This is a genomic window from Streptomyces bungoensis, assembly GCF_001514215.1.
Taxonomy (GTDB): Bacteria; Actinomycetota; Actinomycetes; order Streptomycetales; family Streptomycetaceae; genus Streptomyces; species Streptomyces bungoensis.
The window spans coordinates 791,420-814,506 of record NZ_KQ948851.1 but is presented as its reverse complement, the minus strand read 5'-3'; the positions used below and the strand labels follow the sequence as shown (position 1 = coordinate 814,506).

The 23,087-nt window shown below is 69.1% G+C and carries 27 protein-coding genes; 23 read left to right on the top strand and 4 right to left on the bottom strand.

Annotation, left to right across the window (positions count from 1 at the left end):
- Window positions 1–944 precede the first annotated feature (944 nt).
- Complete coding sequence (gene cutA / locus AQJ66_RS03340) at window positions 945–1,271, top strand: divalent-cation tolerance protein CutA (protein WP_061916033.1); 327 nt, start codon at window positions 945–947, stop codon at window positions 1,269–1,271.
- Between the two features lie 65 nt (window positions 1,272–1,336).
- Here cutA and AQJ66_RS03335 read toward each other — a convergent pair whose 3' ends face one another.
- Complete coding sequence (locus tag AQJ66_RS03335) at window positions 1,337–2,578, bottom strand: helix-turn-helix transcriptional regulator (RefSeq protein ID WP_061916030.1); 1,242 nt, start codon at window positions 2,576–2,578, stop codon at window positions 1,337–1,339.
- 132 nt (window positions 2,579–2,710) lie between these two features.
- On the opposite strand from AQJ66_RS03335, the gene AQJ66_RS36905 reads away from it, so the two are divergent.
- Window positions 2,711–3,220 carry an ATP-binding protein gene (locus AQJ66_RS36905; protein WP_079060037.1) on the top strand — a complete coding sequence of 170 codons (510 nt, stop codon included), beginning with the start codon at window positions 2,711–2,713 and terminating at the stop codon, window positions 3,218–3,220.
- A 62-nt stretch (window positions 3,221–3,282) separates the two neighbouring features.
- On the opposite strand, the gene AQJ66_RS03325 is transcribed toward AQJ66_RS36905, so the two are convergent.
- Both AQJ66_RS03325 and AQJ66_RS03320 read right to left on the bottom strand, forming a co-directional pair.
- On the bottom strand, window positions 3,283–3,783 hold the full coding sequence (locus AQJ66_RS03325; protein WP_055493703.1) for an SAM-dependent methyltransferase: 501 nt from the start codon (window positions 3,781–3,783) through the stop codon (window positions 3,283–3,285).
- A gap of 72 nt (window positions 3,784–3,855) precedes the next feature.
- Window positions 3,856–5,244: an NsdA family TPR-like regulatory protein gene (locus tag AQJ66_RS03320; protein ID WP_208611280.1), complete on the bottom strand. Its 1,389-nt coding sequence runs from the start codon at window positions 5,242–5,244 to the stop codon at window positions 3,856–3,858.
- A 189-nt stretch (window positions 5,245–5,433) separates the two neighbouring features.
- On the opposite strand from AQJ66_RS03320, the gene AQJ66_RS03315 reads away from it, so the two are divergent.
- The 21 genes from AQJ66_RS03315 (at window position 5,434) to AQJ66_RS03215 (ending at window position 22,479) form a co-directional block, all read left to right on the top strand.
- Window positions 5,434–5,925: a DUF6415 family natural product biosynthesis protein gene (locus AQJ66_RS03315; RefSeq protein ID WP_234377044.1), complete on the top strand. Its 492-nt coding sequence runs from the start codon at window positions 5,434–5,436 to the stop codon at window positions 5,923–5,925.
- Window positions 5,926–6,157: 232 nt separating this feature from the next.
- The gene (locus tag AQJ66_RS03310; RefSeq protein ID WP_061916024.1) at window positions 6,158–8,053 is read left to right on the top strand and encodes a glycoside hydrolase family 15 protein; all 1,896 of its coding nucleotides are present in this window, start codon (window positions 6,158–6,160) and stop codon (window positions 8,051–8,053) included.
- A gap of 26 nt (window positions 8,054–8,079) precedes the next feature.
- Complete coding sequence (locus AQJ66_RS03305; RefSeq protein ID WP_107118838.1) at window positions 8,080–9,594, top strand: sensor histidine kinase; 1,515 nt, start codon at window positions 8,080–8,082, stop codon at window positions 9,592–9,594.
- A gap of 69 nt (window positions 9,595–9,663) precedes the next feature.
- A complete protein-coding gene (locus AQJ66_RS03300; protein ID WP_061916021.1) occupies window positions 9,664–10,179 on the top strand; it encodes a roadblock/LC7 domain-containing protein in 516 nt (171 codons plus the stop codon).
- Entirely contained in the window at window positions 10,176–10,580 is a 405-nt protein-coding gene (locus AQJ66_RS03295) for a DUF742 domain-containing protein (RefSeq protein ID WP_061916018.1), read from the top strand. The genes AQJ66_RS03300 and AQJ66_RS03295 overlap by 4 nt, the downstream gene beginning before the upstream one ends.
- A gap of 7 nt (window positions 10,581–10,587) precedes the next feature.
- The gene (locus AQJ66_RS03290) at window positions 10,588–11,220 is read left to right on the top strand and encodes a GTP-binding protein (RefSeq protein WP_079060067.1); all 633 of its coding nucleotides are present in this window, start codon (window positions 10,588–10,590) and stop codon (window positions 11,218–11,220) included.
- On the top strand, window positions 11,220–11,861 hold the full coding sequence (locus AQJ66_RS03285) for a GAF domain-containing protein (RefSeq protein WP_061916012.1): 642 nt from the start codon (window positions 11,220–11,222) through the stop codon (window positions 11,859–11,861). Before AQJ66_RS03290 ends, AQJ66_RS03285 begins: the two co-directional genes overlap by 1 nt.
- Before the next feature lie 87 nt (window positions 11,862–11,948).
- Window positions 11,949–13,202, top strand: a complete 1,254-nt coding sequence (locus AQJ66_RS03280) for an acyl-CoA dehydrogenase family protein (protein WP_061916009.1) — start codon at window positions 11,949–11,951, stop codon at window positions 13,200–13,202.
- A 128-nt stretch (window positions 13,203–13,330) separates the two neighbouring features.
- The gene (locus AQJ66_RS03275; protein ID WP_229840008.1) at window positions 13,331–13,822 is read left to right on the top strand and encodes a LuxR C-terminal-related transcriptional regulator; all 492 of its coding nucleotides are present in this window, start codon (window positions 13,331–13,333) and stop codon (window positions 13,820–13,822) included.
- Between the two features lie 74 nt (window positions 13,823–13,896).
- Window positions 13,897–14,469, top strand: coding sequence for a hypothetical protein (locus AQJ66_RS03270; protein WP_061916006.1), 573 nt, complete (start codon window positions 13,897–13,899; stop codon window positions 14,467–14,469).
- A complete protein-coding gene (locus AQJ66_RS03265) occupies window positions 14,466–15,041 on the top strand; it encodes a DUF6624 domain-containing protein (protein WP_061916003.1) in 576 nt (191 codons plus the stop codon). Before AQJ66_RS03270 ends, AQJ66_RS03265 begins: the two co-directional genes overlap by 4 nt.
- A gap of 73 nt (window positions 15,042–15,114) precedes the next feature.
- Window positions 15,115–15,582 carry a DUF6082 family protein gene (locus AQJ66_RS03260; protein WP_061916002.1) on the top strand — a complete coding sequence of 156 codons (468 nt, stop codon included), beginning with the start codon at window positions 15,115–15,117 and terminating at the stop codon, window positions 15,580–15,582.
- Between the two features lie 59 nt (window positions 15,583–15,641).
- A complete protein-coding gene (locus tag AQJ66_RS03255; RefSeq protein WP_061915999.1) occupies window positions 15,642–16,052 on the top strand; it encodes a 6-pyruvoyl trahydropterin synthase family protein in 411 nt (136 codons plus the stop codon).
- Window positions 16,049–16,792, top strand: coding sequence for a 7-carboxy-7-deazaguanine synthase QueE (locus tag AQJ66_RS03250; protein ID WP_061915996.1), 744 nt, complete (start codon window positions 16,049–16,051; stop codon window positions 16,790–16,792). Before AQJ66_RS03255 ends, AQJ66_RS03250 begins: the two co-directional genes overlap by 4 nt.
- A 56-nt stretch (window positions 16,793–16,848) precedes the next feature.
- Window positions 16,849–17,478: a GTP cyclohydrolase I gene (gene folE, locus AQJ66_RS03245; RefSeq protein ID WP_061915994.1), complete on the top strand. Its 630-nt coding sequence runs from the start codon at window positions 16,849–16,851 to the stop codon at window positions 17,476–17,478.
- Entirely contained in the window at window positions 17,475–18,302 is an 828-nt protein-coding gene (locus AQJ66_RS03240) for a hypothetical protein (RefSeq protein ID WP_061915991.1), read from the top strand. Before folE ends, AQJ66_RS03240 begins: the two co-directional genes overlap by 4 nt.
- Entirely contained in the window at window positions 18,299–19,378 is a 1,080-nt protein-coding gene (locus AQJ66_RS03235) for an exonuclease/endonuclease/phosphatase family protein (protein WP_061915988.1), read from the top strand. Before AQJ66_RS03240 ends, AQJ66_RS03235 begins: the two co-directional genes overlap by 4 nt.
- Window positions 19,375–20,067, top strand: coding sequence for a dTMP kinase (locus AQJ66_RS03230; RefSeq protein ID WP_061915985.1), 693 nt, complete (start codon window positions 19,375–19,377; stop codon window positions 20,065–20,067). The genes AQJ66_RS03235 and AQJ66_RS03230 overlap by 4 nt, the downstream gene beginning before the upstream one ends.
- 34 nt (window positions 20,068–20,101) lie before the next feature.
- On the top strand, window positions 20,102–21,031 hold the full coding sequence (locus AQJ66_RS03225; protein ID WP_061915982.1) for a DUF2797 domain-containing protein: 930 nt from the start codon (window positions 20,102–20,104) through the stop codon (window positions 21,029–21,031).
- A 60-nt stretch (window positions 21,032–21,091) separates the two neighbouring features.
- Window positions 21,092–21,937, top strand: coding sequence for a class I SAM-dependent methyltransferase (locus AQJ66_RS03220; protein ID WP_061915980.1), 846 nt, complete (start codon window positions 21,092–21,094; stop codon window positions 21,935–21,937).
- Complete coding sequence (locus AQJ66_RS03215; protein WP_061915977.1) at window positions 21,934–22,479, top strand: NUDIX hydrolase; 546 nt, start codon at window positions 21,934–21,936, stop codon at window positions 22,477–22,479. The genes AQJ66_RS03220 and AQJ66_RS03215 overlap by 4 nt, the downstream gene beginning before the upstream one ends.
- Before the next feature lie 20 nt (window positions 22,480–22,499).
- Here AQJ66_RS03215 and AQJ66_RS03210 read toward each other — a convergent pair whose 3' ends face one another.
- A complete protein-coding gene (locus AQJ66_RS03210; protein WP_061915974.1) occupies window positions 22,500–23,006 on the bottom strand; it encodes an NUDIX domain-containing protein in 507 nt (168 codons plus the stop codon).
- Window positions 23,007–23,087: the final 81 nt, after the last annotated feature.

Genomic DNA, 23,087 nt, shown 5'->3' with positions numbered 1-23,087 from the left:
GCCAAGCACAGCCGCGCATGCGAACGTCCTCAAGGAACCTCACGATCGCCGGTTTTGCTAACCGGCGATCGTCGTCTATGTTGCGCACCGCATCACGAAGGCAGCATCGGCTTAGGCTCGCCGCAGCCAGGGCCAGTCGACGCGCAACCAGGTGCGCGCCGTCCGTGGCGAGCACGAGCAGACCGTCATCGGTGAGGCGGTCGAGATTCCGGGCAGCGAGTCGCTCGTCCTGATGGCGAGTGCCACTTGCCGTGTTGCGGCGCCAAGACGTGCCGCACGGTATGCGAGGGCGGCACTGACGCTGCGATAGCCGGGTTGCAACAGGTCCTCGCCGAACAGGCCAGCCACGCAAAGGCAGACGTACAGCTCGGCGGAAAGGGTCCCGTAGTCGCCGACTGCCTGGCTGTACCAGACGTTCAGACGCGCCGCGGGTATAAAGAGCGGGTGCAGTGAAGCGAGCGGATCGAATAGCGGGGTCAGACAGGCGGACCTCCCCAAGTAGGAGCGCTGCCAGCAAGGCAGTCAAACGGGTGCAGGATTCCAAGGCATTTCGAAACCCGAGCCGCAGTGGACCATCTGCACATCCTGGCCTGGTGTTTTCCGGGACGTTGTACGTTGACATGGTCCGGACGGAGGTATCCAGTCCTGTGGTCCTATTTCTCGTCTGCCGTGAGCGAATGGCCGCCGACAGCCAGCAAATCCTCCTGTCGTGGGCTTGTGAAGCGCACGAGCCCCGGCGCCTGCCTCATGCAGCCGCACGACCTCGTTGATGAGAACCTGCCACCGCGGTGCCGAAGCGACGCGCCACCCCGCATGGCCCACCGGCACCTGACTGGTACAGGCACGTGGTCGAGCCTCACTCGCCTTGAGGAGTGGCTACCAGCTTTCGGTGTGCCCTGGACGGCTGGGTAGGGTCGCGGTACCCGAGCTGGAGAGGCAGTTGCATGGCCCACGATATTGTGATTGCGCAGACGACCAGCGACGACGAGGGGCAGGCGACGATGCTGGCCCGAGGTGCGGTCGAGAGCAAGCTTGCAGCGGGAGTTCACATTGATGCGCCAATCACCGCCTTCTACTGGTGGAAGGGGAAGGTCGAGGCGGCGCGGGAGTGGCGCATCTCGTATATGACTACGACGGACCGTCTACCCGCGCTAGAAGCGTGGGTGCACGAGAAGCACTCGTACGAGGTCCCCCAATGGATCACTCTGCCCGTAACCGGCGGGTCGGAGGCGTACCTGTCCTGGGTCTTCGAGGAGACGGAATCGGACTGAGGAGCCACGGGCCGGGCGTCGGCGGCGTTGGCGCCCTGGGCGTGCCGCGTGCCACCCGAGGTGGATCAGGATGCGAACCGCCGGAAATGAGCAGCAAGTTCGTGTTCGCTGTCAGGAAGCAACGCTGCAATAGCCGCCGCCCGCTCCTTGCCCATGGTGTTGGGCTTGGCCTGTGCCGCCGCAGCAAACTGGCGTGCCACGTAGACGCCTTGGTCGACGTCACCCCCACGCAGTAGGGCCGAAGCGAGATCACCGAGGACCACGACGCCCCCGTCCGGTAGTCCGTCTCCGAGGCGGTCGACCGCGGTATCAGCTGTGGACGTGAGCTCGGGACGCCTCAGCTGGCCGTACACGGACAGGGCCAACGAGTCCATGCGGTATGGGGTCACGAACCTGACCCATGCCTGCTCGCTGGCGTGGTCCGCGAAATCGTAAGCGAAGCGCGCTCGGTCTAACGCCCGGAGCGCCCCCACCTCGTCGCCGGCCGCCGCAGCTTCTTCCGCATGCCTACCGAGAACCCAGGCGGCAGCAGTAGCGTTACCGTGGCCGCGCACGTCGTTGGCGGCTTGGGAGAGGAACTCCATCTTCGCCTTTGGCGTCAAAGCGCCGTAGCTGCTGTAGGTCAGGGCCAGGGCTCGGAGTGGAGGATGCCCGGCAGCCGCCGCGCACTGCGACGTGACTTTGTAGTAGGCGTTGGCTTTGTCGTGCTCCCCCAGGTCCCAGGCCACCCAACCGGCCAGAGCGGCGGTTTCTCCGGCGGCGATGGTGAGAGCGCCTTCGTGAGCGCCTGCACGAGGCAGGGCCGCAGTAATCGCGTCAAGATGCGACTCGACCGTTTTTTGTAGCCGCCGCGCGCTGAGGTTGAGTTCCTGGACGTGCAGTTCAGCGGCTCGGTCGATGAGCGCGGCGGCAGCGGGCGAATCGATCTTGGCCCCCTTGCTGAGGGCGAAGGCGAGGCGCCCCCAGGGCTCGGCGGCCACGCTCACGCCGATGGTGGCGCTACCCAGGAGCGTGCGACGCTTCACGGCGTCTTGCTCCTCCCCTGCATCGGCATGCCCCTTTCTCTTCCGAGCGCGGGCGGCCTTGGCCTCTCGCTGTAGTTCCTCGAAGGGGACACCGCAGGCCGCCGCGATGTGGCCGATCGTGTGGTTGGTAGGAATGTTCTCGAAGTTCTCATAACGGCTGATCTCTCGGCGGGTCATGGTGTCCCGGCCGGAGACAGCGTTGATCGCCTCCGCCTGCTCCTCCTGAGTCCGGCCCGCCTCCTGCCGAAGCCGGAGGAGCAGGTCGGCGAACGGGTCTGGCATGAGTGTGACCTCTGTTGGTGGGCGGAATCCAATCATGGCCTCAATTCCCCCCCTGCAGTTTCCCCCTTGACATATTTTTCCCCCTCTGGATTCCCCTGGTCGACGGCGTCGCCGCGCGGTGCCATAGCCCACATGACCAGGCTCCAAGAGGCGGCCCCGCCCGGCGGGGGCATCCGTAGCTGTGCGGCTACAGCAGGCGCGTCATGCGTCAGGCCGGTTCAGGAAGACGAGCCCGGCGCATGGGCGAGGGCAGAGGTACCGGCGGCATCCCATGCCTGTCAGGCGGCCCTTCTCCCCGACCTCGCGAAGGTCGGGGAGATGCGGCGCATAGCCAGGGCGTTCCTGCGGCGGTGCCGTGTTTCGGAGCCGGTGGCGGGGCTCGTCGTACTGGCCGTCTCGGAGCTGGTCACCAACGCCGTGGTCCACGGTGAGGGCGAAGTCGTGCTCCGCATCACGGTGGGCGTCGACGTGGTGCGTGTCTCGGTAACCGACCACAACCCGGCGCCCGCTGTGCTCAAGGAAGCCGGACCCGACGGTGAATCGGGGCGCGGGATCCGGCTGGTCGATGCGATCTCAGACGCATGGGAGAGCAGCGGCGAGGAGACGTGGTGTGAGTTCCGAGACGCGAGGGCTGCAGCTTGAGCCAGACCTCCAGTTGGTTGCCGACGATGCAAATGGCAAGCCGGGCAGCTCAGTCGCTTCTGTCACACAGGGCGCTCCGAGGGCCGTTCGCTTGCCTTCGCCCAGTAATTCGGTTCGAGCATCTCGCCGGGCCAGGCGGGCTGACGGATCGGGCCACGAGGCCCCATCTGTTCGAAGTACGGTGCCAAGTCGATCACGGGCGTTCCGTCTACAGCATCGAGATCGGTGACCAACAGGTCCCGTCCCTCGACCTCGAGCAGCCGCGGGTAGCTGATCGCCAGTTGATTGGGACGCCGATGGTTGCGGTGGACGAAGGTACCGGTCGACGGCCAGTCCGGATTCCCGCGGGGGCTGCGTGCGTGGAGCTGGACGTCTTCCGGTCGCGCCAGGTGGAAGAGCCAGGTCACCGTCAGGTGGGAAAACTCTTCGATTCCCTGCAGCGTCTCAAGGGGGTACGCCTCGTTGAGTCGGATGACCGACTCGACTCCGCCCTGGTAATCGTCCTGAACGCGGGTGTGGCCCCCGACCACCGTTGCGATCGATTCGACCTCGTACGTTGCCATCGGCGCTCGTTCCTCTCTAACGGGGTCGTGTGTTCAGCAGCTGCCGTCAATAGCTGCGGACTTGCCCTGTGGTCAGCCTATGGCGCGCAGCATTTCCCGCGCCCGGCGGTCCAGTTCGGCGACGTGGCGGCCACCACGTTGCCGCACAGGCGAGAGGTCGCTCTGCATGCGGACGATGACGTCGCGGGCGCGGCCGGACTGGACGCCAGCCATGGCGTCCAGTGCTTGTCCCCAGGTACCACATGCCTCATCGAGGCGTCCCTGCTGGACCTGGACAGCACCGAGGTAGCCGAGGGTCACACTGTGGGTACGGGCATACTGCTGCCGCCGGCGGGTGGCGACGCTGCGCTGGAAATGCAACTCCGCGTCGAGAGGATTTCCCAGGTCCCGCAAGGCACACGCAGTCTCGTGGGCGAGGGAGGCTTCCTGGAAGAAGCTGACGCGGTCGGGGGCATCCTCGTTATCGGCACGTGCGAGGTCCCTCTCCGCGCGACTGATGGCCGCGAGAGTGCCGCGGCGGTCGCCGCCGGCGGCCAGGGCGCGGGCATGGACTACCGCGAGCAGGGCCTTCTCCCGCGAGCTGGCCTGGCCGTAGTGGGTGCGGGACATGGAGGCGTCGGCCAGGTCGAGCGCTCTGCGTGGGTGCCCGAGGTCGACTGCTTGATGGGCGAGGGCACGCAGGATGTGGCCGCCCAGCGGTCCGTCTGCGGCTTCGGCCGCAATGCGTGCGGCGAGGGTGAGGTAGCGCTGGGCGGTCCGATGCTCGGAGGCGTCGAAGGCCATCCAGCCGGCGAGGTAGGTCATCTCTGCCACGGCCGAGTACGTATCCCGGCGGTGCTGTTCCGCTCGGAACCTGCTACCCAGGAGCGGCACCGCTTCGTCGCGAAGATGGCCGGCCAGGGCCGAGCGCCCCGAGGCTCCACCGCGCTGCTGGTCCCTCGCGGAGTAGAAGGTGGTCAGTTTGCGGACATCGTCGATGTCAGCCTGAGTCACCAGCCGGGAGGAGACCGCAGGGCGCGAGGCCGCCGCGGCCGGGGCGGCTGCCCACCATGGAGCGGCAGGCAGGACGAGGCCGGCGGCCGAGTACGCGGTGGTAGCCAACAGCTTGCGTCGGTGCATGTCCAGATCGTCGCTTCCCAGCTCGGCCAGCACGGTCAGAGGGTCGACGCTCCAGTCAGAACTACTGTCAGTGGATCCTGTCGGCCCATCTTCCAGTCCGAGGTCAGCGAGGGTGAGGCGTCGGCCGAGCCTGCGGGACAGCGTCTCACGCAGGATATGAGGCGCTCGTCCACTGGGCTTCGTGCCCTGGACCCACATGGCGATGTGGGAGCGGGAAATGGCCTCCAGTTCGCGTACACCGCTCTCCGCGGCAACGCGAGCGACCGCGGCGGCTGCTTGGGGCTGGGACCAGCCCGCTTCGCGCAGGAGCGCGGCAAGGGCGACGTTTCTCTCACGGGCCATGTACTGCCCCTCGGTTCCGAAATGATCTTTGACGCCTTTGACGGCCTTGAGGGCCGCGTAGGCATACCCCCTGACAGGGATTCGCGGTTCGCTCAACGTAGCCGCAGGATCACTCACCTTGCACGTCAGTTGCCTGCGGTGCACAGCGTTCCTCGCTCAAGTTGGCTTGATTCACCTAGGAGTTGCGTCATGCGTCCCTCGCTGGCCCTTCGCCGGGCGTGCCAACTCAGTGATCAGGGAAGGAGAAGCCACGCCCTTGGTGAGCCCATCCTGCGACGGGACCCGGCGGCCTCGGCGACGGAAACGGTGGCGCTCGTGCTGGGCGAGGACTCGCCGTTACCCGATACTGCCGCCGATGTGGAGGACCTCGCACTGCGGCTGCGAGGACACGTCAGCCAGCTCGGAGCTCTGACGCCTTCGCAAGAGCCAGCCCTGCTCCGTGCGCAGCAGCTCTGTTCGGGCGGCCTCCCCGATGGCTACATGCCCAGCAGGGTTCATCTGGTCAGGCTGGCCGAGGCGACCCAAGACCTTATCGCTGCCGTGCAGGCCCACGACGTGGCCCCTGCGAAGTCGGTCCAGAGACGGCGCTGGTGGAAGCCGCCGATCAACGTGCTGCGCGGCGCGGTCTTCGCTCTCGCCCTCGCGTGCGTGGTTCTGGCCGCGTCGGTGCCCCGGACATGACCGCCGCCGGGGCAGTTCTGATCGCGCTGATTCTCGGTCCCATGGCGTGGCTGGCTCTTCGTGGTGAGCGAGTAACCGGACGCATTGCTCCACGGGACGTGGATCCCCGGCCGAGGCAGAACAGACCTCCCCCGGACCGGTAACCACCGTGCCTCTCTCACCGACACTTCCCGGCCGCCCCGGCGGCCCCGAAGCCACCCCCGGGTCCACGGGGACTACGGAGACCCACACGATGAAACGCCTCCCGCGCATCGAGCAGTACGGCCTGATCGGCGACATGCAGACCAGTGCCCACGTCTGCGACGACGGTTCGATCGACTGGCTGTGCCTGCCCCGGTTCGACTCGTCGGCCGTCTTCGCCGGCCTGCTCGGCACGCACAAGCACGGCACCTGGCAGATCGCCCCGGCCGCGCCTGGCCCCTCCGGGCCCGAAGCGGTCGCCGAGCGCCGGTACCGCGGTGACACGCTCGTCCTCGAATCGATCTGGCGCACACCGGCCGGGTCGGTCCGCGTCCTGGACTTCATGCCGCCTCGCGACGGGGCACCGCAGGTGATCCGGATCGTCGAGGGTCTGGCCGGTGAGGTGGCAATGGTTTCGGCCATGCGTCCCCGGCCGGGATACGGCAGCGTCAGCCCGTGGATCCACGAGGCCGATGGGCGCATGGTCGCGGAGGCCGGCGCGGACGCACTGTGGCTCGACACCTGCGTCCCGCAGGCGGAGAAGGACGGGGTCGTCGTCAGTGCCTTTGCCATCCGCGCCGGGCAGAGCGTGGCGTTCGTGCTCAGCTGGTGCCCGTCCCACGCACCGGCTCCGGAGATCCCCGACCCGCACGCGGCGCTCACCGAGACGCTCGCCTTCTGGCAGGACTGGACGCAGCAGTGCACCTACGACGGCCCCTACCGTGAGGCCGTGGTCCGTTCCTTGATCGCACTGAAGGCACTGACCTACCACCCGAGCGGCGGGATCGTCGCCGCGCCGACCACCTCGCTGCCCGAGGAGATCGGCGGCCGACGCAATTGGGACTACCGCTTCACCTGGCTGCGCGACGCCGCTACGACCCTGGCCGCGTTACTGGAGACCGGCTACCGGCAGGAGGCGCAGGCATGGCGGCGCTGGCTTCTGCGTTCCGTGGCCGGCGACCCAGAGAACCTGCAGATCATGTACGCGATCACCGGAGAGCGTGATCTTCGGGAACGGGAGTTGCCCTGGCTGCCGGGGTATGAGGGCTCGACGCCGGTGCGGGTCGGGAACGGGGCGGCGGACCAGCTCCAGCTCGACGTGTACGGCGAGGTGATCGAGACCCTGTACCTCGCGCACGAGAGCGGTGTGGCCCACTGTGCCGACACCGCGGTCCTGCACCAGCGGCTCGTCGAGCACCTGACACAGCGCTGGCCGGAGCCCGACGAGGGGATCTGGGAGATCCGCGGGGCACGCCAGCACTTCGTCCACTCCAAGGTGATGGCCTGGGTGGCGATCGACCGCACCATCCGCCTGGCCGAAGCCGGCGCGCTCGACATCGACCTGGCCCGCCTGACCGAGCTGCGGGCAACCATCCACCACGAGGTCTGCACCAGGGGCTTCGATCCGGTGCGCAACACCTTTACCCAGTCCTACGGTTCCAAGGAACTCGACGCCGCCACGCTGCTGATCCCCCGCGTTGGCTTCCTACCGCCGAACGACCCGCGCGTCATCGGCACCGTGGACGCAGTGCGCCGTGAACTCTCCACGTCTGACGGGCTTGTGCGCCGTTACCCGACCATCGGCGACCACACCGGGGTGGACGGCCTGAGCGGAGACGAGGGCACATTCGTCCTTTGCTCCTTCTGGCTCGTAGACGCCCTGGCCCTGACCGGCCGCCTCGACGAGGCCCACGCCCTGTTCGAACGCCTCCTCGCACTGCGCAACGACCTCGGCCTCCTGGCCGAGGAGTACGACCCCGTCCAGCAGCGCCAGCTCGGCAACTTCCCGCAGGCATTCAGCCACATGGGCCTGATCCAGAGCGCCCGGCTGCTTCAACTCCTGGCGACGCAGTCCTCCCACCGCGGCGCGGTCGCGTTTCCGTCACCCCGCTCGACCGCACGCAGCACACACAAGACCTGCGCAGACCTGACGCTGCAGCACGCCTAGCCACCCCCACCCTGACGAGGATTCCCATGCCTGACAGCGCCTTTTCGGCACGGCCGGCCGCCACCGGCCACCGCCGACGGCGGCCTCCGATCAACGCGTTCACCCTGCACCGTGTCCACCGCGCCGTCGCACTGCCCCTAGTGCTCCTTGCCGCCCTGCTGGGTGCCGCCTTCACCCTCTGGTCGGTGTCCGCGGTGGGCCTCGGCTGGCTCCTGGCCGGCCTGATCTGCGGACTCGCGGGCGTCGCCACGATGGCGGCTCGCGGAGCGCGAACGGCCGCAGGAGCCATACAGGCAGCGGCGGAGGAGGCCCGGGCAACGGCACTGGCAGCAATCGCAGGGGCAGCCGCGGCCATCGAGAAGTCGGTGCAGTGGTCGGCGGACGAGCTGTGCCGCGGGGGACGCCCGCCGCTGCCGGACCTGCAGGCGCCACCTGCCAGCCCTGACGCCGAGATTGACAAGGCGTTGAGTGCTCTCCAAGTGCGGGCCGTCGCGTCGTTGATACGGGTGCACGACGAGTCCCAGTCCGTCGTCCTCCTGGAAGTGCTGCGCCGCCTGGCCATGCGCGAGCACGCCTTGGTCGGCAAGGCACTTGAAGCACTGAGCCAGCTGGAGATGCTGACCGACGACCCGGAGCTGCTGGCCAAGATCTTCGAGATCGATCACCTCGTGACGCGGATGCGTCGCCAGGTCGAGAGCACGGCGGTGCTGGGCGGGCAGTCCCTGCGCAGCGTGCGTCGGCCCGTTCCCGTCAAGAGCGTGCTACGCGGCGCGGTCTCCGAGGTCGTGCAGTATCCGCGGGTGGCGGTAGCGGCCGGGTCCGTGGGCGCGGAGGTGGGTCTTCCCGGCCATGTGGGGCCGGACCTGACGCACCTGCTGGCTGAGCTGATCGAGAACGCCTGTGAGTGTTCCGATCCGGCTACGAAGGTGATGGTGCGTGCGCAGCGGGTGGCGAACGGGCTGGCGGTCGAGGTCGAGGACCGGGCCATCCCCATGCATCCGCAGACGCGGGCGCAGATGAACCACCTGCTCCAGGCCCCCGACGAGGTCGACGTCAGCGGCCAGGTGCGAGCGGGGCAGCTCGGCTTGCTGGTCGCCGCGAAGATCGCCCAGTCGCACGGGCTGTCCGTTCTCCTGCAGGAGAACGTGACGGGAGGCACCACCGCCCTGGTGGTCATCCCGGCACGGCTCCTAGTAGCGATTCCCTCCGTCGACGATGCGAGCGCGCCGCCCCAGGACGCCCGCCCCTTGGCGCCGCAACCGCAGCAGGTTGCAGCGACTCCAGCCACCCCGAGGCCGGGGCAGGTCCCACGCCCCGGTACCGCAGGGGCACCGGAAGCCGCACAAGCAGGTCACTCTGCTGATGCGCCCGCCCTTCCCACGCGTAGACGCCAGGTCGGCACGTTCCATCCGCCACACGAGCGGAAGCAAGCCCCCGTGACCGCGGCGACGCCAGGGCTCGCAGCCGCCTTCCGCACCGGCATCCAGGCCGGCGGGCAAGCCGGTTCTCCCACCGCTTCGACAGAGCACCCCAGTCCCTGAACCTCGTCCCTCCACGTTCCCGGTGGCCGTTACATCCGCTGGCCCTTCCCCCCTTCTGGAGCGATCCCTATGAGCACCCACCCCGCGATGAACAACGTGACCGGCGACGCACCCGCAACCGAGACAACGGCAAGCGGACAGCGGGACAACATGGCGTGGCTGCTGCGGCAGTTCGCCTCCGACACGACGGGCGTCACGCACGCCGTCCTGCTCTCGCGGGACGGACTGCGGCTGCTGGACAGCGACGTCGACAAGGACTGGGCGGACGAACTGTCGGCCGCCATCAGCGGAGTGGCCTCACTCGCGGCGAACATCACCGGTCCCACCCACAAGAAGAGGCCGGCGAGGCAGGTCGTCATCGAGCGAGACGACTGTCTGATCTTCGTCCAGAGCTCCGGTCGCAGCGCGGCCTTCGAAGGCCATCCCGGCAACGAACGGGGCGTGGTGGACACGGTCCTCGCGGTGATCGCGACCATGGACGCCGATGCCGGCACCGTCGGGTTCGAGATGGGGCGCCTGGTGCAGAAGTTCGCCCCCTACATGCAGATCCCCGTCCGCGTCGGCACGGGTGATGAGGTCCGGTGACCGCACACGGCAGCGCGGCCGAGGATTCGACGTTCGTGCGGACTTACACCCTGACGCGCGGTCGCACCCGGCCACGGCATCTGCTCGGCCTGGACACGGTGCTGGATGCCGGACCCGGGCGGCCCGGCCCGGGCCAGGCCGAGGAATGCGCACAGATCCTCGCCCTGTGCCGGGAGCACCGGCGTTCGGTGACCGAGCTGGCGGGCCGACTCGGCCGTCCCGTAACCGCCGTCAAGATCCTCGTCTCCGACCTCCTGGACGCCGACGCCCTGGTCGTCCCTGTCACCGCCTATGCCGCGTCCGACGCGCATTCGCGTCCCTCTGCACAACTGCTGGCGGCCCTATCTGCCGGCCTGAAGAGGAAGTGGCCCGATGCCATCGCCTACCCCCAGGCCGGGTGACCCGGCCGTGGTGCTGCGGCCGTCGTCGCGCCCGCGTACCGGTTCACCGACCGTGCTGAAGGTCGTAATCGCTGGCGGTTTCGGCGCGGGCAAGACCACCGCCGTGGGTGCCGTCAGTGAGATCACGCCGCTGAGCACGGAGGAGTACCTGACCGAGGCGAGCGCGGACGTGGACAGCCTGGCGGGCGTCGAGGCCAAGCAGACCACCACGGTCGCCTTCGACTTCGGTCGCCTCAACCTGCCCGACGCGCCCGTGCCCTTGGCATTGTTCCTGTTCGGCACGCCCGGCCAGGACCGCTTCGTCGACCTCTGGTACGACCTTTGTCGCGGAGCCGTCGGCGCGGTCGTCCTGGTCGACACCCGCCGCCTGGAAAGCAGCTTCACCCCCGTCGGCTTCTTCGAGGACATCGGCCTGCCCTTCGTCGTCGCGGTGAACCAGTTCGACGGAGCACATCGTTACCCCCCCGAAGAGGTCCGCACCGCCCTCGAACTGCCCGCCTCTGTGCCGGTGGTCACCTGCGACGCTCGCGATCCGAACCACGTCGCTGGCGTCCTGCTGACCCTAGTTGGCCACGCCTTGAAGAGCGCATCGGCAAGCCCCGCTCGCCCCGCATCCACTACCACCTTTCAGGACGCCTGATGTCGTATCAGCCCAACGATCCCTACCGCGCACGGCAGATCGCCCCCCTCACGCAGTCGCTGCCGCGACGCACCATGCGGGAGGTCACCCATGGGCCATCCCTCCCCGCCGGCGCCGCCGTCCCCGTCCCGCAGGCCCAGCAGGCGAGCGAGCTGGCGCAGCGATATGAGCTGCTGGATCGCCTAGGCATGCCCACCGCTGCCAGCGAGGACTTCGACGAACTGGCCCGCGACATGGCCACACGAGCCGGGTTCCTGTACGGCTTCGTCAACCTCTTCCTGGAGGAGCAGACCTTCGTCGGGCTGCACCAGCCGCCCGCGGACAGCGGGTACGTCATAGTCGGCCGCACCATGAGCCGCGACCACGGCTGGTGCCCGGAGGTCATGGCCCGCAAGAAGGCCCTTCCGCTGCACGACGTGCACGCCAGCCCGCGCTTCAGCGGCAACCACGTGGTCGACGCGGTCGGGATCCGCTCCTACTTCGGTGCCCCGCTCATCCACGACAGCGGCACCGTGCTGGGCACGGTGTGCGTCATCGACCCCGAGAAGCGGCCCCTGAGCGAGGCCCGACGGCTGAGAGACATCGTCATCGACGCCGGCGTCCGGGTGATGGACCACATCGCCCGCGCGCCCGTCCGCTAGTCCGTTCCACGACCCCCCACCCGGGAGCCGCAGGCGATCCCCGGCCGCTCCACCGTGCGACCTTCATCCAGGGAGAGGGAGACGACCATGCCCGCCACACCCACCACGCCGCCGCCGGCGCTGCGCCCCTATCTCACCGCCCGCCACGAGCTGCTGTGGGACGAGGCGGACGCCTTCGCGGCCGAGCACATCGCGCCGCGCGCCGCACGCATGGAGGCCGCCCCCGGCAGGGTGGAGCGCAAGGTCGCCGACCTGATGGCCGCACGACGCTGGTTCGCCGTCACCGTCCCGTCCTCCTTCGGCGGGCTGGGCGCCGGACACGTGGCCAAGACCATCCTCGTCCACCGCATTGCCCGCGTCTCGGCGGCTGCGGCGGCCATCCTCCAGGCCACGCTGATCCCCGTCGGCGCCCTGCTGCACTTCGCCACCTACGAGCAGAAGGGCCGCTGGCTGCCCCGCGTAGCGGACGGTTCACTGCTCTTGTCGATCGCCGTGACCGAACCGCGAACCGGCGGGCACATTGGCGGCATCGAGACCATCGCCGAGCACGTCGGCAACCAATGGGTGATCACCGGCAGCAAGATCCACATCGGGAATAGCCACCTCGCGGGAGCCCACCTCGTAATCGCCCGGACCGCCAAGGCAGGCGTGAGCACCTCCCAGGCGCTGACCGCGTTCATGGTCGAATCCAAGCGCCGAGGGCTCTCAGTCGCCGACCACCGTCCCGGCCTCGGCCTGCACGGCTTCTCCGCCGGCCGCCTCGACCTCGATCACGTCCGCGTCCCCGAGGAAAACGTGGTCGGAGAGATCGGCCAGGGGCTGGGCGTAGCGCAGAGCAGCAGCATCCTGTATGGCCGTCCCAACCTGGCTGCAGTCAGCCTGGGAATACACGAGGCAGTCGTGGCCGCCTCGACCGCTTACCTCAAGGCGCGCTCCCGCTACCGGGGCGCCCTCTCCGATCTGCCGGTTCTGCGGGACCGCATCGGTGACATGGAGGCCCGCCTGCGCGCCGGTCGAATCCTGGCCTATCAGTCCGTGCACCTCCTCGACCAGGGCCTGCCCTGCGACACCGACCTGATCAACGCCAAGTACCTCGGCCACCAGTGGGCGATGCAGTCAACCCAGGACGCCATGGAGCTGCACGGCGCCCACGCCCTCAACGGCGACTACATCCTCCAGCGCCTGTGGCGCGACATCCAGTTCACCTACCCACCGGCCGGAACCGGCGAAGTCCAGCGCATACGCCTCGCCGACGCCGCCTTCGACGAGGCCCACATCCAGTGGTCAGAACGTCTCGCCGCCGAAGCGGCGTGGGCCCGCCCCGACCCAACAGCCGCATGAGCCCCCGTGTGCGGCGCCCCGTGACTCCAGACCGCCGCGCACGGGCCCGTGTCGCCGGCCCCCGTCCCCCGCGGGGTCCGGCGACACCCCACCCGATATCCCTCAACCCAGCCGCGAAAGAGACACCCGTGACCCCGCGCATGACGACCAGCGCACCGATCACCCCCCTGACCCCGACCCAGCAGCGCGTCGCCCAGCACCTCGTGGACGGCCTCGGCCCTCAAGAGATCGCCGCGAGGACCGGGCTGTCGGCCGTGACCGTCCGCCAGTACGTACGCGACATCCGGGAGAGCCTCCACTGCCCGCCCCGCTGCAAGCCCCCGGTGATCGTGCACTTCCTGTGCAACGCCCGGCAGGTCGCTCCGCCCACAACGGACAGGCCAATGCCGGAACTCAGTCCAGAGCAGCAGCTGTTGCTGCGGGCGGTCGCTGAGCACAGCAATCCCAGCGACATTGCTGCCATAGCCAAGATCGCGCCCGCCGACGTGCGAGCCGCACATGACGAACTGCTCGACAAGACGGGGGCGGCCAACACCACCCAACTTGTCGCCTGGGCCCACGCGTGGGGCCTACTGGGCGCCAGGCGGGCCACCACGATGGAGAGCGGAGCGAGCCAGTGAATGCCTCACCCGCTTCTGCGGCCATCGAGTCCTCCCCCGCGCCTCGAAGCCAGTGCGCGAAAGGGTTACCGGCCGTGTACGAGATGCGGTCGTTGCGCACCGACGCCGAACGGGACGAGGCCGCGGCCCTCGTCCAGGACCGTCAGCGCTGGCTCGCCATGCGCGGGGTGCCTACACCCGCCCGGTCCGATATCCCGGCCCTGTTCCGCGCCCCGCAGGTGAAGCCGGCTGGACTGTTCGAGGACGGGCTGCTGCTGGCCTGCATGATCCCGCAACGCGGGCCCGACCTCGGATGGGGCGAAGGCCCGTGCCTCTTCCTGGACTGCGTCCACACCCTGCCCGGTCACTCCGATGACACCGTCCGGCTGATCACTCTGTGGGCCTCCGACTTCGCCGCCCGGCTCGAGGTACCGCTTGTGCGGGCCGAGGCCATGGTCCGCCATCCTCTCGACGTCGATCCGATCGCCACATTCCTTCGTCGGCTCACCAACATGGGCTGGGACGTCCGTGGATCGGGCACCGGACAGCACCAGGAGCGAGTCGCGCGCCTCGAACTCACCGCCGAGCTTCGGCCTGGGCTGAGCGCGCTCATCGGCTGCCAGGTCCACGAGCCGCAGTCCGCCGCCGACCAGCGGAGTATCGCGTGAGGACCGCGGAACCGCTGCGGCCGGACCTCGCCCGCGAACTCATCGCCCGCGCCGCACAGTCGGCAGCACGCCGGGCCAGACGCGTACGCAACCAGCTCGACGCCGTCCACCTCGGCCAGGACCGTCACGCTGAGCACGCCGACACCAAAGTGCTGCGCCGCATCCTGGCCGAACATGACTGGCCCGGCCACCGTCTCGTGGGCCCCGACGCAGCACGTGCTGCCTGGAGCATCGCTCTTCACGCCGACGACGAACCCGACTTCCAGCGGGCGGCCACCACCCTTTTGAAACGTGCGGTCCAGGACGGCGATGCGCGCATCCAGCACTGGGCCCACCTTCACGACCGCGCCCTGGTCAACAGCAGGCGACCCCAAGAGTTCGGGACGCAACTCGTCCTCAGCGCAGCAGGGGTGGAGCTGTGCCCGCTGCGTGCGCCGCAGTTGCTGGACCAGCGAAGGGCCGCCGTCGGACTGCCGCCGATCGCAGTCGCTTTGGACACTGTGCGCCGCCGGTACGCCCTGGATCGCATTGGCGGCGGCTCACCGGCCTTCGTGCTAGCGGGGGTCGCATGACGCAGCGAGCCCCACAGGCTTCCACAGACCCGCCCCTCGCCCCAGATCACTTTGCGTGAAAGGACCGTTAAGCATGAAGCTCACCACCGCCGTCCTCGCTGCCGGCGCCGCGGTTTCCCTCGCCACCGTCGTGGTCGGAGCCGCCCGGCTGAGGCAGGACGCGCGGCACCAGGCCGAACGAAATGAGGCGACCGTCGCGCGCAACCAACTCGACTGGCTGACACAGATGTCCGCCAACCCTGACCTCGCCAAGCTCTGGACGCCCGAGGACCTGGACGTCGAGGAGTACATGCAGCTGCTGAAGGCCAACCAGCTCATCTGCATGCTCAGCCTGAGCGACCGCCTCGGCTTCGTCCGGGACGGGCGTCTGCCGTTCTACGCCTCGAAGCTGATGGAGAGCGACGTCTGCCGGCGGTACTGGGCCCGTTTCGGGGGCCTCCGCGCTCAGGAGGCTGAGGGCGACGAGCGGGCCGAGCACTTCACCAAGGTGCTGGGCAAGGCCGCGAAGGACCACCTGGGGGCACAGCCCGTAGCCGCCTGAAGAGGCGACTGCCCCACCCCGCCCGAATCAGCCACACCCTCACCTTTCGGAGAAAACGAATGGGCTTCACTGCTGTTCCACTACCGCCCGGCAATTTCACCATCGGTAAGAAGTTCGGCTTCGAGGCTGGCCATCGGCTTCCCCGGCTGCCGCATGAGCACAAGTGCTCCCGCCAGCACGGGCACAGCTACGAGGTTGAGGTCATCCTCACTGCATCCGCGCTGGAGGATCCCGGCTTTGTCACGGACTTCGGTGCGCTCGCCCCGTTCAAGTCGTTCCTGGACACCGAGCTCGACCACCACAACCTGCACGAGATCCTGCCCTTCGAGCCCACCTCGGAGCGCCTGGCCCAGTTCCTGGCCGGCTGGTTCGTTCAGAACCTCCAGTCGGAGATCCCCGGCCGCCTTGTCGCCGTCCTGGTCCGCGAGACCGCAAGCAGCTGGGCCCGCTTCGATGTGGTGGGCCAATGACCACAACCAAGCCGCTCAACCTCGAACCGGAAGCTGCCGAAGGTGAATCCCTGATCGTCGCGGAGTGCTTCGGTACCGAGGTGCCGACGTTTCAGGGCGAGGGCCCAAGCTGCGGACACCCGGCCCTGTTCATCCGCCTGTCCCGGTGCAACCTCACTTGCACGAGATGCGACACGAAGTACACCTGGGACTGGTCTCGGTTCGACCCGCACGAGGAGTCGACGAGGCAATCCGTCGCGGGCCTGGTGGCCTGGGCCTCGTCTTCACCGGTCGAGCTGGTCGTGATCACCGGCGGCGAGCCGTTGATCCAGCAGGCGCGATTGGTGCCTCTCGTCCGGGGACTGATAACAGCCGGCAAGCGGATCGAGTTCGAGACGAACGGCACCATCGCACCCACTCCCGAGCTGGTGGCCGACGGGGTCCGGTTCAACGTCTCGCCCAAGCTTGCCAGCTTCGGCGTAAAGGAGACCAAGAGCATCGTGCCAGCCGCGCTGGAGGCGTTTGTGGCCTCCGGGCGGGCGGCGTTCAAGTTCGTCGCTTCCACGGTGGACGACCTCGACCGGATCGCCGAGCTGGCCGACGCCCACCGGCTCGCGCCGGTGTGGGTGATGCCGGAGGGCACCACCCCCGAGGTGATCACCGCGACTACCCGGGTCCTCGCGGACGGGGTCGCGGCCCGGCACTGGCACTTCACCATCCGCCTTCACGTGTTGGCCTTCGCGGACGCCCGAGGCCGCTGACCGCACGCGACTCCACGCCCCATCCGTTCCCCAGTCCCCGGAAACGAGAGACGCCCATGACGACCTCTATCGCCAGCCCTGCGGCGGCGCCGACGGCTGCCGTCGCCGGGCCCGCTGCGGTCATCGACACCGGCCGGGTCGCCGACCTGATCCACCAGCTCTTGGTCGAGCTGGGCGAGGACCCCGCCCGCGAGGGGCTGACCGGCACCCCGGACCGCGTCGCGGCCTGGTGGAGAGCTTTCCTGTCCCCGGACAGGGCCGAATCGGCCACCTGCTTCACCGAGTCCCAGCTGGGTGGTCAGCTGGTCATCGTGGGCGGCATGAGCGTGTGGTCGCTCTGCGAGCACCACATGCTGCCCATGAACTTGCAGGTCACGGCTGGATACGTGCCCGGTGGCGAGGTGGTGGGCCTGTCGAAGTTCGGGCGGATCGCCCAGCACTTCGCCGGCCGACTGCAGGTCCAGGAACGCTTCACCCGCCAAGTCGCCGAATACCTCAACAGCGTGATCGGACACGAGGACATCGCCGTCGCCGTGCGCGGCGTGCACCTGTGCATGAGCATGCGGGGCGTACGAATGGAGGAGGCTCGCACCACCACGGTGCACTCGGGCGGGCGCTTCGGCACCGACCCCGTCCTTTCCCAGCAGTTCCTCACCCTCACCACCGGCCTGTGGGGTGCGTCGTGATCACCACCGCGGGCATCGACTTCTCCGTCATCGCTCCGCCTGCCTACCTGAAGAACTTCGTCGCCCAAGAGCCGGCCCGCGTCCACCACGTGGCCGCCCAGCACGTGCTGTCCGACGACAGCTACCGGGCCTTCTTCGCTCACGAGGCCGAGCGCGGCGCCGAGATCATCGTCGACAACGGGCTCTTCGACCTCGGCTACGCCCTGCCGGCGGAAAGCCTGGTCGAAGCCGCGCTGGCGGTGTCCGCGAGGGAGATCATCCTGCCGGACGTCATGCGGGACGGGACCGCGACCTTGAAGGCGAGCGAGAAGGCGGCGCGAGAGATCCGGAAGCTGTCCGGCGACGCATTCCGGCTGTGCGCGGTCCTGCACGCCGCAGACGACGACGAGTGGCTGCGCACCTACGACGCCTTCGTGACCAACGGCTGGGCCGGGGCCATCGCCCTGCCGGCCTCGCGTCGACCGGATCCCGACGAGCAACTGTGCCGCACCCGCTGGCTGGCGACCGCCTACCTGCAGGATCGCGGCCTGGTCGACGATCTGCTCATCTACCGGCTGCTCGGTCTGGGCCGGACCGGGCACCTGGAGCTGATCGAGCAGCGCGAGCACGAGTGGATCTCCTCCGTGGACGGCGCAGCCCCAGTCATCCTCGGCGCGATGGGCGTCGCCCTGCTGCCCGAAGGGCCGTACGAGAAGCCCTCCACGCCCCGCGTCGAGAAGCTCGGCCCGATCCCCGAAGACCGGTTCGACCTCATCCGGAAGAACATCTCCGTCGTTCGCGCGGCGGCCGGCAGCACCGTGAAGATCGCCGAGGAGCACCGATGACGCCCTTACTCGCCGACCCGACCCCCGGACTCCTGCGCGCCGCCCCGATCGAGCCGGCCGGGCACACCATGACCCACGCGAGGCTGCTGCGCTACCTGGAGATCAAGGTCCACCACCTCATCCAGGACCAGGACTGGGACAGCATCCGCATCATCGGCGGCTACGACCGCACGGCGGTGATCTCCCGGTACGAGAAGACCGGGAAGCTGTTCAACATCGAACGGCCCACCGCAGAGATCCACGGCCGTGACCTCATCGTCAAGGCGTTCCCCGGAGCCGACTACGTCCAGCACTACGCCCTGATCATCGCCACGTATCTGGCCATGACCGGCCGCCCCGTCGGCACCGTCACCTATCAGCCGCCCGAGCAGGAGGAGTGCCGAACGGCGCTCGACGCGCTCGACCTGGAACTGGACGGCGCCCTGGTGATCGTCGGCTGGGGCCTTCAGTACCTTGCTCCCGAGAACGGAGTGTGGACCCGCGGACCCGGCTACGCGTGGCAGCGCACCGAAGTCGCCGGCCGTCGCGTGGTCTACCTCGGGTTCCTCCACAGCATATGGGGAGACGTGGCCGGACGGGTCGTCGCGCGCCTTGCTGAACTCGGCGCCTGCGATGTCGTCTACGTCGGCAAGGTCGGCTCGCTGACCCCCGGCGTCGAACCGAACGCCTGGCTGGCGACCGGCAACACCAGCCTGGTACGCGGGGCGATGGTGAGCTGGGACGACTTCTTCGGCGACTACGCCGCCGCCCACGACGGGGTGCGCAGCGGCCTGCACGTGTCCTCCCCGTCGATCCTGCTGGAGAACCGCGACTGGCTGGCCCAGCACACCGCCTCGTACGCCTTCGTCGACCCGGAGATCGGCCCCATGGGGGCGGCGGCGCGCCAGGCGGGGATCAGATTCGGTTACCTCCACGTCATTTCCAACAACCTCGCCACGCACTATGCCGCCGACCTGTCCAATGAGCGTCACAGCGACGTCCTGCGCCAGCGCGCCGTCCTGGTGGACCGCATCCGCACCATCATCACCGGCCGCCTGACCGCCAGCCCGACCCACCCCCTGGGAGAATCCCGATGACGGCGAACACGCCGGCCACCACCGCAGCCGGGAAGCTGATCACCTTCGTCGGTGGTGACGGGGCCGGCAAGTCCACCCTCGCCGCCCGCCTGCACCAGGCCCTCAACGACGCCGGCCACACGGCAGTCCTCATCGGCAAGCACAGCACCGACGTCCCCCAGGACCCGGAGCTGTCCGGCTACCTCGACCGCCTCAACGAGCTGGTCTACCGGCGCGACGCCGGCGTCGCCCAGGCATGCGGCGACCACTACTGGCTACTTGCCCTGGCCTCCTGGTACACCCTGCAGGACCGGCTCGTCATCCAGCCGGCCCTCGCCGCGGGCACCCACGTGATCCTCGACAACGCGCACCACAAGATCCTCGCCCGCTATGCGGTCAACCCCGAGGTCTCTCCCCGCCTGTGCGAGCAGGTCTTCGCGTATCTGACAAAGCCGGACCTGGTGTTCTTCCTGAACATCGGGGCCCGCGAGGCTCTCGTCCGCAAGGGCTCTTTCACTTCCCTGGAGGCCGGCCACGCCGGCGGCGGTGACGAGGACTTCATCCGCTACCAGGACACCGTCCTGGACCAGATGCGCGAACAGGCGGAACGCGGCGCCTGGCTGACGCTGCACGTCGCCCAGTTGGACCGCGACCAGGTCTACAAGGCCGCCTCCACTGCCCTGGCCGACCGTCTGCACCTGACCGTCTGACCCAGCCCCGATCCCGATCGACAAGGAACGCACCATGGACCAGGCCCTGCCCGACAGCGGGACATACGTCTGCCACGGCATCACCTGGGCGAGCGGAGACCCCCGCATTCTGCTCGCCCCCGTGACCGGAGGACCACTCGTTTACGCACCGGTCACGGGCAGGCGCCTGGGTTACCAGGTGAGCGGTACCGGCCGGTGGTGCACCGGCCGGTACCGGTTCGCCGACCGCGTCCGCGTCGAGGCGGTCGCCTGCCCTGACCGGGCCCCGGCCGAGGCCGGCGGACAGTGCCCGGCCTGCGCCGGGCGGGACGACTTCCGCTTCGCCCACCGGTTCCACTCCGGCGGGCATGTTCCCGACGCCCTGGCGGCGTACATGGCCCAGCCGCACTGGCTGTACCTGGCGACGTTCGCCGACGGCACCACCAAGATCGGCACCGCGGCCGAACCCCGTAAGCGCTCCCGCCTCGACGAACAGGGTGCCCTGATCGCTACCTACCTCGCCCGGAGTGCTGACGGCCGCGCCGTGCGGTTCCTGGAGGATGCCCTCACCCGCCACCTCGGCCTGACGCAGACCGTGCGGGCCGCGGCCAAGCTGACGGCCCTGGCCGAGCTGCGCGACCTCGCCCCGGCCGGTGCCGCCCACCATCAGCACCTCGACCGCGCCACCGCGGCCCTGAGCGGTCTGAACGTCCCGGCCACACCGGAGCCGTGGACGCCGCCCGGCGAAGGCGAACTGCTGCGGACGCCGAAGACCGGGCGCGCCTTGTACCCGCACGACCCACGCTCCGGTGAGCACGGGCTGACGGTGCTCTCCTGCCTCGGCTCCCAGGTCCTCGCCACCCTCGACGGTGACGGTGAACAACTGCCCTACCTGCTCGACCTCGGCACCCTCAAGGGCCGGCGCATCGTCCTCGGCGCACAGTTCTCCTCACCGCCCGCCGCCGTACAGTCCGCGCTCTTTTGACCCTGTCCGAATGCCCGGCCTGCACTGCCGGGCCGCTCTGAGAAGCGAGGCCACAGCAACATGGCACCCCAGGACGCCATCCTCGGCTGGGACGAGGACAGCAACGCCGAGGCGTACGACGCCTTCACCCGCGCCCACCCCATGTATGACGCGACCAGCCGCGACCTTGCCCGCCGAGGCCATCTGGCCAACGCCAGCCTGGTGGTCGACCTGTGCGGCGGCGCCGGCGCGACCGCCCGCGCGATCCTCGACCTGATCCCGGCCCGCGCTCGGGTCGTCTCCGTCGACAACGCCGCCGCGATGCAGCGTGTCGGTCGCCGCACCCTGACCGACGCCCGCCTGACCTGGATCACCTCCCCGGCCGAACGGCTCGCCGACCACCTGCACGCCAGCAGCGCCGACGCCGTAGTGTGCAACTCCGCGATCTGGAAGACCGACACCGCCGCAGTGTTCGCAGCCGTCGCCCACATCCTGCGCCCGGGCGGGCGCTTCGTCTTCAACATCGGCGGCGGCTTCGCCGGCGTCCGGCACCCCGACGAACTGTCAACCCGCACCGGGCCTTCCCTGAACGCCCTCATCCGCCAAGTCGCCGCTGAGGCTCACGGATACACCCCACCGCCGCGCGACGCGGACAGGCCACCGAAGCTGCCGCTGAAAACAGTCACCGAGCAGCTGACCGCAGCCGGACTGACGGTCGTCGGCACAGAGCTCACCGCCCAGCACAGCACCATGGCCGAGAAGAAGGCGTGGCTGTCCATCCCCGTCTTCGCGCGGCCCGAAGGCGACTTCACCCACGCCCAGCGCATGCAGATCCTCGACACCGCCTACGCCATGACCACCCCCGATGCCCCGGCCGTGACGAGCTGGCTCGTCGTCGTCGCCCAACGGCCAAAGGCCGCCGCATGACTCCGGCCGCCCCGGCTCCCGGCGGCGGGGCCCGCCTCTGTGACCACGCAAGCGTCGGGGTACTGATCTCCTCCCCGAGCGGCCTGCTGGTGTTCGAGCGGGCGACTCCTCCGGCCGGAATCGCCCCGGTCGCCGGCCACGTCGACGAGCATGGCGGCCCCGAGCAGGCCGCCCGCGACGAAGTCACCGAAGAGGTCGGTCTCACCGTCACCCACCTGCACCTGCTGCTGGACCAGTGGCGCCCCAACCACTGCCACCGCACGCCCAACGGTCCGGTCGGCCACCACTGGTGGATCTTCCAGGCCGAGGTTTCCGGGTCGCTGTGCCCCTCGCCCCGGGAGGTCCGCGCCCCTCGGTGGATCCACCCAGCCCAGCTGCAGCAGCACGCGCTGCGGACCGCCGCGCACGCCAACGGATGCCTGGACCGTGAGGAGTTCGAACGCGAACCCGGCCTGGAGCCGGTGTGGTGCCGCTTCCTGCACGACCTTGAGCTCGTCACCCTGCCCTCGGCCGACCTCGACCGGATCGAGGCCCTCCTGTGAACGGCGGCCAGGGACCTACCTCAGCGGGAGCCGACCGCCCGGCCGGCTGCCAGACGGCGAGCGTGCGCACGGATCCGCTCGCGGTCCTCGGGGAAGACACTGTCCCAGCCTGTGTCCAGACGGAACCATGCCGCCGGCTGGTTCTGCTCCCCGGCGAGCGGCACGTCGCGTCCCACGATCGCGGCGTAGGACAGGCCCAGGGTCGGAGACCAGTCGGCCCGGTAGGAACGCACCGCCACGGCCGCGGGCTCGGGCAGCAACTCGGTGCGCAGGCCGGTCTCCTCCAGCAGCTCTCGTGCCGCCGCCGCACGCGGCGCCTCGCCCGGCTCCACCTTGCCGCCCGGCGGCACCCATCCGCGCACGCGGTGCTTGACCAGCAGGACGTGCTCGAAAGCAGGGTCGGTGACCCACACCTCGGCCGCCAGCGGCTCCATGGGATGCCGGCGGGCTTCCTCCAGCCAGGCCCGTGCACCGTCGAACTCCCACGCGGCGAGGCGGGCATCCGCAACAGCCTCGCCCAAGATCATCTGACCAACTTCACCATGACTCACCCGCCCCACCCTAGGCCGACGAACCGGCCGGACGTCGCAGCGACGAGCAGGCAGCCA

Coding starts and splice junctions, on each gene's coding strand:
- cutA (WP_061916033.1), top strand. CDS start 945: ATGGCCCACGATATTGTGATTGCGCAGACGACCAGCGACGACGAGGGG.
- AQJ66_RS03320 (WP_208611280.1), bottom strand. CDS start 5,244: ATGGCCCGTGAGAGAAACGTCGCCCTTGCCGCGCTCCTGCGCGAAGCG.
- AQJ66_RS03250 (WP_061915996.1), top strand. CDS start 16,049: ATGACCACAACCAAGCCGCTCAACCTCGAACCGGAAGCTGCCGAAGGT.
- AQJ66_RS03325 (WP_055493703.1), bottom strand. CDS start 3,783: ATGGCAACGTACGAGGTCGAATCGATCGCAACGGTGGTCGGGGGCCAC.
- AQJ66_RS03300 (WP_061916021.1), top strand. CDS start 9,664: ATGAGCACCCACCCCGCGATGAACAACGTGACCGGCGACGCACCCGCA.
- AQJ66_RS03285 (WP_061916012.1), top strand. CDS start 11,220: ATGTCGTATCAGCCCAACGATCCCTACCGCGCACGGCAGATCGCCCCC.
- AQJ66_RS03210 (WP_061915974.1), bottom strand. CDS start 23,006: ATGATCTTGGGCGAGGCTGTTGCGGATGCCCGCCTCGCCGCGTGGGAG.
- AQJ66_RS03230 (WP_061915985.1), top strand. CDS start 19,375: ATGACGGCGAACACGCCGGCCACCACCGCAGCCGGGAAGCTGATCACC.
- AQJ66_RS03310 (WP_061916024.1), top strand. CDS start 6,158: ATGAAACGCCTCCCGCGCATCGAGCAGTACGGCCTGATCGGCGACATG.
- AQJ66_RS03305 (WP_107118838.1), top strand. CDS start 8,080: ATGCCTGACAGCGCCTTTTCGGCACGGCCGGCCGCCACCGGCCACCGC.
- AQJ66_RS36905 (WP_079060037.1), top strand. CDS start 2,711: ATGACCAGGCTCCAAGAGGCGGCCCCGCCCGGCGGGGGCATCCGTAGC.
- AQJ66_RS03235 (WP_061915988.1), top strand. CDS start 18,299: ATGACGCCCTTACTCGCCGACCCGACCCCCGGACTCCTGCGCGCCGCC.
- AQJ66_RS03335 (WP_061916030.1), bottom strand. CDS start 2,578: ATGCCAGACCCGTTCGCCGACCTGCTCCTCCGGCTTCGGCAGGAGGCG.
- folE (WP_061915994.1), top strand. CDS start 16,849: ATGACGACCTCTATCGCCAGCCCTGCGGCGGCGCCGACGGCTGCCGTC.
- AQJ66_RS03225 (WP_061915982.1), top strand. CDS start 20,102: ATGGACCAGGCCCTGCCCGACAGCGGGACATACGTCTGCCACGGCATC.
- AQJ66_RS03255 (WP_061915999.1), top strand. CDS start 15,642: ATGGGCTTCACTGCTGTTCCACTACCGCCCGGCAATTTCACCATCGGT.
- AQJ66_RS03215 (WP_061915977.1), top strand. CDS start 21,934: ATGACTCCGGCCGCCCCGGCTCCCGGCGGCGGGGCCCGCCTCTGTGAC.
- AQJ66_RS03315 (WP_234377044.1), top strand. CDS start 5,434: ATGCGTCCCTCGCTGGCCCTTCGCCGGGCGTGCCAACTCAGTGATCAG.
- AQJ66_RS03220 (WP_061915980.1), top strand. CDS start 21,092: ATGGCACCCCAGGACGCCATCCTCGGCTGGGACGAGGACAGCAACGCC.
- AQJ66_RS03280 (WP_061916009.1), top strand. CDS start 11,949: ATGCCCGCCACACCCACCACGCCGCCGCCGGCGCTGCGCCCCTATCTC.
- AQJ66_RS03260 (WP_061916002.1), top strand. CDS start 15,115: ATGAAGCTCACCACCGCCGTCCTCGCTGCCGGCGCCGCGGTTTCCCTC.